Genomic DNA, 6,118 nt, shown 5'->3' with positions numbered 1-6,118 from the left:
CTGTCGTGCGGGGCGGGGGACGCCCTCACGTCGGCCGGACCATGTGTAACCACCGCCGGCCCGCCATCATTCCGGGGCCCGGGCCCGCCATCGGTCGGGGCGGCGTGACCTCAGCGGGTGGTCTTGCTCGGTCGTACGCAGGGTGTAACGACCCCGCCCCGGCCACGATTCCGCCCCCACGATGCCCCCGGTCACACCCCCGAACCGGACATCTCATCACTGGGCGACCCCGACGACCACAGACCGCGGCCGCAGCAAGCGTACCGACGGGCACACACCCTGCAACGAAGCCCCATCCTGGACGCCGGGCTTGAACCGGACGCCGCGCGCGGACGCCTCATCGGCGGCTCTCCGGCGGGTCGGACGCCACGCGCGGGGACCCCTCATCGGCGAGCTGCGGGAGACCTTGGCAGATACGGGCCCCTGGCGGGGCCTGTTGCTTCCAAGATCGGCGACTGGCCGGCCGAGGCGCAGCGGACGTATTCAAGAGCAGGGACGCCCACGACCACCACCGGTGGAACACCATGGGTGTCTCCCGGCACCGGTGACACCCGTGGTGTTCCACCGGTGACCTCGGACGGCGGCGCGAGCCAGGGGGCTGGGAGGTGGTCTCGTGAACGGGGCAGCTCGACAGGGCCCGGCTGATCCATCACGACGAGATGCTGCGCCGGCTGCGGCCGGACAGCGGTTCAGATGCGGGCGTCGTCGGCATGGACGCGACCGGCCGGCCCCCGAGGCGAGGGCCGGCCGGTGTCACGCGGGTGTCACCAGAGCTGGGAGACGACGTCCGCCGCCTGCTCCTCCCACTGCGCGTACGCGAAGGGGTAGGCCGAGACCTGCACCGTCTGCGCGGCGGAGGTCAGCGGCAGGTCCTGCCAGCCGCCCACGTTCTTGAGCGCGCTGAAGAACGCCTGCGAGGCGTACTCGGGGTCGGTGATCTGGTCGGGCGAACCCCAACCCGACGACGGGCGCTGCTGGAACAGGCCCTGCGAGTCGTGGTCGTTGTACGCGCCCAGGTGGCCGAGGTTGTAGAGCTTCGACTCCTGCAGCGAGGTGGCGATCCCGATGACGGCGCCCCGCTCCCCCACGCCGGTCTCCTTGGCCTCCTCGATGATGGCCCTGGCGTTGGCGAGCTGCGCGTCGTCGAGCGGGATGCGCGACTGGGCGCCCTGCACGCCGTGCGGGACCAGCTCCTCGCGGCTGGGCTTGTCGGCGGACGGCTTGGTGGTGGTACCGCCCGTCGTCAGGGCCGACTCGTCGGCCGCGCCCGGCCTGCCCTTGCCGGTGGCCTGCTCGATCGCCGCCACGGCGCCCTCGTGGGGTGCGGTGGTGACCGGGGCGGCCACGGCCGTCGGCCCGAGGGCCAGGCCGCCGAGGGCGGCGACACCCACCACGCTCAGCGCGATCCTGCGGTTCGAGTCCTTCGAGTCCTTCGCGATGGCCGGGAGCCATCGAGTGAAGTCGTACTTCACGATGGTTGCCCTTTCGGTCAGGCGAAGCGCTCCCTGGATGAGCACTCCTTCGGGGGAAACTTCCGCGCCGGACGGGGTTTCGGTTCCGGCGGTACGGGGGACACAACCAGCCCGACCCTGTCGGTCATTCCGGATATGAGCAGTTGCCGGCCTGCTGTGACCCGGGTCACTCGACACTCGTGACAGGCAGGCACGGGCGGTGATGTCCCGGAGGCTCGCGGCGCAACCGGACGGCCGGGACGATCCACCCGGTCGAGGCGGCGGCTCACCCGACGACAGGCGCGCAGGATCTGGGGGCCGGGCGTCCTAGGTGGCGCGGGGGGCGCCGAAGCGCACGAGGACGTGCCAGAGCTGCTTGAGGTGTTGGAGGGTGACCTCCATCGGCCCGCGGTCGGCCCAGCGGGACGGCTCCGTGACCACCGAGACCGCCGCGCGGCCGATCAGGGCGGCGTCGATGAGTTCGCCCGGGCGGGCGAACTCGGCGTGCACCCGGGCGGCCAGCGGCGGGATGGCCGGCCCCCGGAACTCCGCGTCGATCCGGTCGACGGGCAGCGCGAACCCGGCGTGCCAGCGCAGGGCGAAGCCGTGCCGCCGGGCGAGCGCGGCGAGCGTCGCCCCGGTGTCGGTACCCCGGAAGGACGGGTCGACGACCATCGCCGCGACGTCCCGGGCGAGGCTCAGCTCGCCGTGGACCTGCGCCTCGATGTAGTCGTCGAGCGCGCGGCCCGCCGCGCCGGGGGCCCATGCGGCGTCCTCGCGCCGGCGCAGCAGCGCCCGGGTCAGGGTCACCACGTCGCCCGGCACGCCGAGGCTGACCCCGGTGCCGTCGGTCGCGGCCAGCAGGGCCGCCAGCACCGGTTCGAAGACGTCCACGGTGCCCAGGTCGCGGGGCCCGAGGTGGCTGTCGCCGAAGCAGAACGTGGCCCGCGCCAGCACCTGCGGACGCAGCCGCAGGTGGCAGGAGCCGAACCGGGGGCACGCGCCGTCCGGATGGTCGAGCAGGTTCAGGCCGCCGTACTTCGGCCGGTCGGCGGGGCGTACGCCGGCCGTCTGGTAGGCGCCGCCGAAGAGCGTCTCCTCCCAGCGGTCCCGGTCGCCGCCGGGGAAGGCCGTCAGGCCGCCGTTGGAGATGCCGGTCTCGAACTGGCTGCGGTAGACGCCCTCGGCGGTGAGGGCGTCGGCGACCGTACGCCCGTCGGCGAGCAGCCGGTCCGGGTGGAAGTTCAGGGTGAGCCGCCCGTTCGCGCCGACCGCCGCGATCAGGTGCTCCCGCCCGTGTGCGACGCCCGAGCCGGCGAGCGCCCGGGCGATGGCGGCCAGGGCGGCGGGACGCTCGCGCAGCGCCGCCTCGCGTACGTGCGCGAGGGCGGCGCGTTGGGCGGGGGTGAGTGCCGGCGCCGCGTGCGTGGCGGCCGGTTCGGTGGTGGGTCGCACGGCGACGAATCTCCCTTATCAGCGGGCCGGGACGCACCCCGTTTTCGGATCCGGAGGGCGAGGCGTCGCGGCTGTCGTCCACCCTCCAGGGCCACCCGGAGGTCGCCACCAGACGAGCGATGGTGACCCCTGGTCACGGCCGTGGGCGGGCGGTGCCCGGCCCGTGCCGGGCCGGATGGGCGGCGTCGTTTCACCCGGTGGGCCGGCACCGGGACCGGCGATTACAGTGGGGCCCGAAGCGGAAGGCGACGAATGACTGGTGGTGCGGTGGTCGAGCAGGTGCCCCACCAGATGGTCGCGCGGTGCCGCCACCACCGGCGGCTACGCGAGACCAGGTTCGCCACCGCCCTGGGACAGCCGGCGTGACCGGGGCGCGGCACGCGCAGGCGGCGGGCGCCTTCGTACACGAGGGGCTCTTCTACCACGATCGGGACGGTCTCCTCGCGGGCACGGTGCCGTTCATCACGGACGGTCTCGCCGCCGGGGAGCCGGTGCTGGTCGCGATGCCTGGCGCGAACCTGCGGCTGGTCCGCGCCGCCGTCGGCCCCACGGACGCGGTGCGCTGGGCGGACATGTCGGAGGCCGGCCGGAACCCGGGACGGATCATCCCCTGGGTGTTGCAGGCGTTCATCGAGCAGCACGCCGGCCGCCGCGCACGGATCATCGGCGAGCCGATCTGGGCCGGGCGCAGCGACACGGAGTATCCGGCGTGCGCCCAGCACGAGGCGCTGATCAACATGGCGTTCGCCGGCCGCGAGGCGACCATCCTCTGCCCGTACGACACCGTTGGGCTCGACGCCGACGTGCTGGCCGACGCGTACGCCACGCACCCGATCCTCGTCGACGACGCCGGGCGACGGCCGAGTGCCCGGTACGCCCCGGCGGACGTGGTCGCCCGCTACAACAAGCCCCTGCCGAGCCCGACGGAGCCCGTCTCGGCGCTGGTCTACGAGGTCGACACGCTGTCCGCGGTGCGCCGGTTCGTGGCCGGGCACGGCGCGGCCGTGGGGCTGGACGAGGACCGGCTGGCCGATCTGCAGATCGCGGTGACCGAGCTGGCGACGAACAGCGTCGCGCACGCCGGTGGCACCGGTGTGCTGCGCGTGTGGCGTACCGCCGAGCACCTGGTCTGCGAGATCCGCGACGACGGTTGGCTGGCCGACCCGCTGGCCGGGCGGCTGACCCCGGCCGCGAACGGCATCGGCGGCCGGGGGCTGGTGATCGTGCAGGCGCTGTGCGATCTGGTCCGCGTGCACACCACCGCCGCCGGGACGACCGTCCGGATGTACGTGCGGCACCCGGCGTGACCTTGCGCTCGACGCCGTCACCTCGGACGGCGGCCGGGAGAGCGCCGGCGTGACCGCACGCGGCAGCGCCGGACGCGAAGCGGCCCCGGACAGTCGCTGAGCGGCTGCCGGGACCGCTGGTGGCTGGGCGGAGGTCAGTGCCCGCGGGCCAGCCACTCGTCGAGGTGGGGAGCCTCCGCGCCGACGGTGGTGCTCTCCCCGTGCCCGGTGTGCACGACCGTCTCCGGCGGGAGGGTGAGCAGCCGGTCCCGGATCGAGGCGACGATCGTGCCGAAGTCGCTGTACGAGCGTCCCGTCGCCCCCGGCCCGCCGGCGAAGAGCGTGTCGCCGGTGAACACGACGCCGAGCTGCCGCGCGTGGAAGCTGCACGCGCCGGGGCTGTGGCCGGGCGTGTGCAGCACGGTCAGCGCGGTCCCGGCCACCTCGACGGTCTGCCCGTCGCGCAGCTCCTCGCCCGGCGCCTCGTCGGGGTGCACCATGTCCCACAGCACCCGGTCGGCGGGGTGCAGCAGCACCGGAGCGCCGGTGGCCCGGGCCAGCGCCGGGGCCACCCGGACGTGGTCGTCGTGCGCGTGGGTGGCGAGGATCGCCCGGACCCGTCGGTCGCCGACGGCGGCCAGGATCGCGTCGACGTCGTGCGGGGCGTCGACGACGACGCACTCGGCGTCGTCGCCGACCACCCACACGTTGTTGTCCACGTCGAAGGTCTGGCCGTCGAGGGAGAACGTTCCGGAGGTGACGGCGTGGTCGACGCGGGCCGCCATCAGAGGACCACCACCGAGCGCAGCACGTCGCCCCGGTGCATCCGGGCGAACGCCTCCTCGACCTGGTCCAGGGCGATCTCCTCGGTGACGAAGGCGTCCAGGTCGAGCCGGCCCTGCAGGTAGAGCTCGGTGAGCATGGGGAAGTCGCGGCTGGGCAGGCAGTCGCCGTACCAGCTCGACTTGAGCGCGCCGCCGCGGCCGAAGACGTCGAGCAGCGGCAGGTCGACGGTCATCTCCGGGGTCGGCACGCCGACCAGTACGACGGTGCCGGCCAGGTCGCGGGCGTAGAAGGCCTGCTTCCAGGTCTCGGGGCGGCCGACCGCGTCGATCACCACGTCGGCGCCGAAGCCGCCGGTGGCGGCGCGGATCGCCTCGACCGGGTCGTCGTCGCGGGCGTTGACGGTGTGCGTGGCCCCGAACTTGCGGGCCCAGTCGAGCTTGCGGGGGTCGGTGTCCACCGCGACGATCGTCGTCGCACCGGCCAGCACGGCGCCGGCGACCGCCGCGTCGCCGACGCCGCCGCAGCCGATCACGGCCACCGAGTCGCCCCGGGTGACCCCGCCGGTGTTCATGGCGGCACCGAGACCGGCCATCACGCCGCAGCCGAGCAGTCCGACGGCGGCGGGTCGGGCCGCCGGGTCGACCTTGGTGCACTGCCCGGCGTGGACCAGGGTCTTCTCCGCGAAGGCGCCGATGCCCAGCGCGGGCGTGAGCTCGGTGCCGTCGGTGAGAGTCATCTTCTGCGCCGCGTTGTGGGTGGCGAAGCAGTACCACGGGCGGCCCCGGCGGCAGGCGCGGCACACGCCGCAGACGGCCCGCCAGTTGAGCACCACGAAGTCGCCCGGCGCGACGCCGTCGACGCCCGGCCCGACCTGCTCGACGACGCCGGCGGCCTCGTGGCCGAGCAGGAACGGGTAGTCGTCGTTGATGCCGCCCTCCCGGTAGTGCAGGTCGGTGTGGCAGACCCCGCAGGACTGGATCCGTACGATCGCCTCGCCCGGCCCCGGGTCGGGCAGCACGATCGTGGTCACCTCGACCGGCGCGCCCTTGCTGCGGGAGATGACTCCCCTGACCTCCTGGCTCACGCTTCCTCCTGCTCCACGCCGACGCGTCGCGCCGCCGTCCGTCGGTGCCCTGACGC

At 74.2% G+C, this 6,118-nt stretch carries 5 protein-coding genes; 1 reads left to right on the top strand and 4 read right to left on the bottom strand.

All coding sequences use genetic code 11. The annotated features are described in order from the left end of the window. Window positions 1-764: 764 nt before the first annotated feature. Together ACLQ20_RS14290 and ACLQ20_RS14285 are read right to left on the bottom strand one after the other, a co-directional pair. Window positions 765-1,472, bottom strand: a complete 708-nt coding sequence (locus ACLQ20_RS14290) for a hypothetical protein (RefSeq protein WP_327028389.1) — start codon at window positions 1,470-1,472, stop codon at window positions 765-767. 306 nt (window positions 1,473-1,778) lie between these two features. Continuing rightward, on the bottom strand, window positions 1,779-2,906 hold the full coding sequence (locus tag ACLQ20_RS14285) for a DUF3626 domain-containing protein (RefSeq protein ID WP_425855901.1): 1,128 nt from the start codon (window positions 2,904-2,906) through the stop codon (window positions 1,779-1,781). A 362-nt stretch (window positions 2,907-3,268) separates the two neighbouring features. Between ACLQ20_RS14285 and ACLQ20_RS14280 the strand changes: the two genes are divergently transcribed. Then, complete coding sequence (locus ACLQ20_RS14280; RefSeq protein ID WP_358118227.1) at window positions 3,269-4,213, top strand: sensor histidine kinase; 945 nt, start codon at window positions 3,269-3,271, stop codon at window positions 4,211-4,213. Between the two features lie 134 nt (window positions 4,214-4,347). Here the strand turns inward: ACLQ20_RS14280 and ACLQ20_RS14275 are convergent, their stop codons facing one another. Both ACLQ20_RS14275 and ACLQ20_RS14270 read right to left on the bottom strand, forming a co-directional pair. Next, window positions 4,348-4,977, bottom strand: coding sequence for an MBL fold metallo-hydrolase (locus ACLQ20_RS14275; RefSeq protein WP_425855899.1), 630 nt, complete (start codon window positions 4,975-4,977; stop codon window positions 4,348-4,350). Beyond that, window positions 4,977-6,062, bottom strand: coding sequence for an S-(hydroxymethyl)mycothiol dehydrogenase (locus ACLQ20_RS14270; RefSeq protein ID WP_151453684.1), 1,086 nt, complete (start codon window positions 6,060-6,062; stop codon window positions 4,977-4,979). The genes ACLQ20_RS14275 and ACLQ20_RS14270 overlap by 1 nt, the downstream gene beginning before the upstream one ends. Window positions 6,063-6,118 lie beyond the last annotated feature (56 nt).

It is taken from the genome of Micromonospora sp. DT46 (assembly GCF_049841735.1).
GTDB lineage: Bacteria > Actinomycetota > Actinomycetes > Mycobacteriales > Micromonosporaceae > Micromonospora > Micromonospora reichwaldensis.
This window is presented reverse-complemented; position numbering and strand designations above follow the sequence as displayed.

Coding starts and splice junctions, on each gene's coding strand:
- ACLQ20_RS14275 (WP_425855899.1), bottom strand. CDS start 4,977: ATGGCGGCCCGCGTCGACCACGCCGTCACCTCCGGAACGTTCTCCCTC.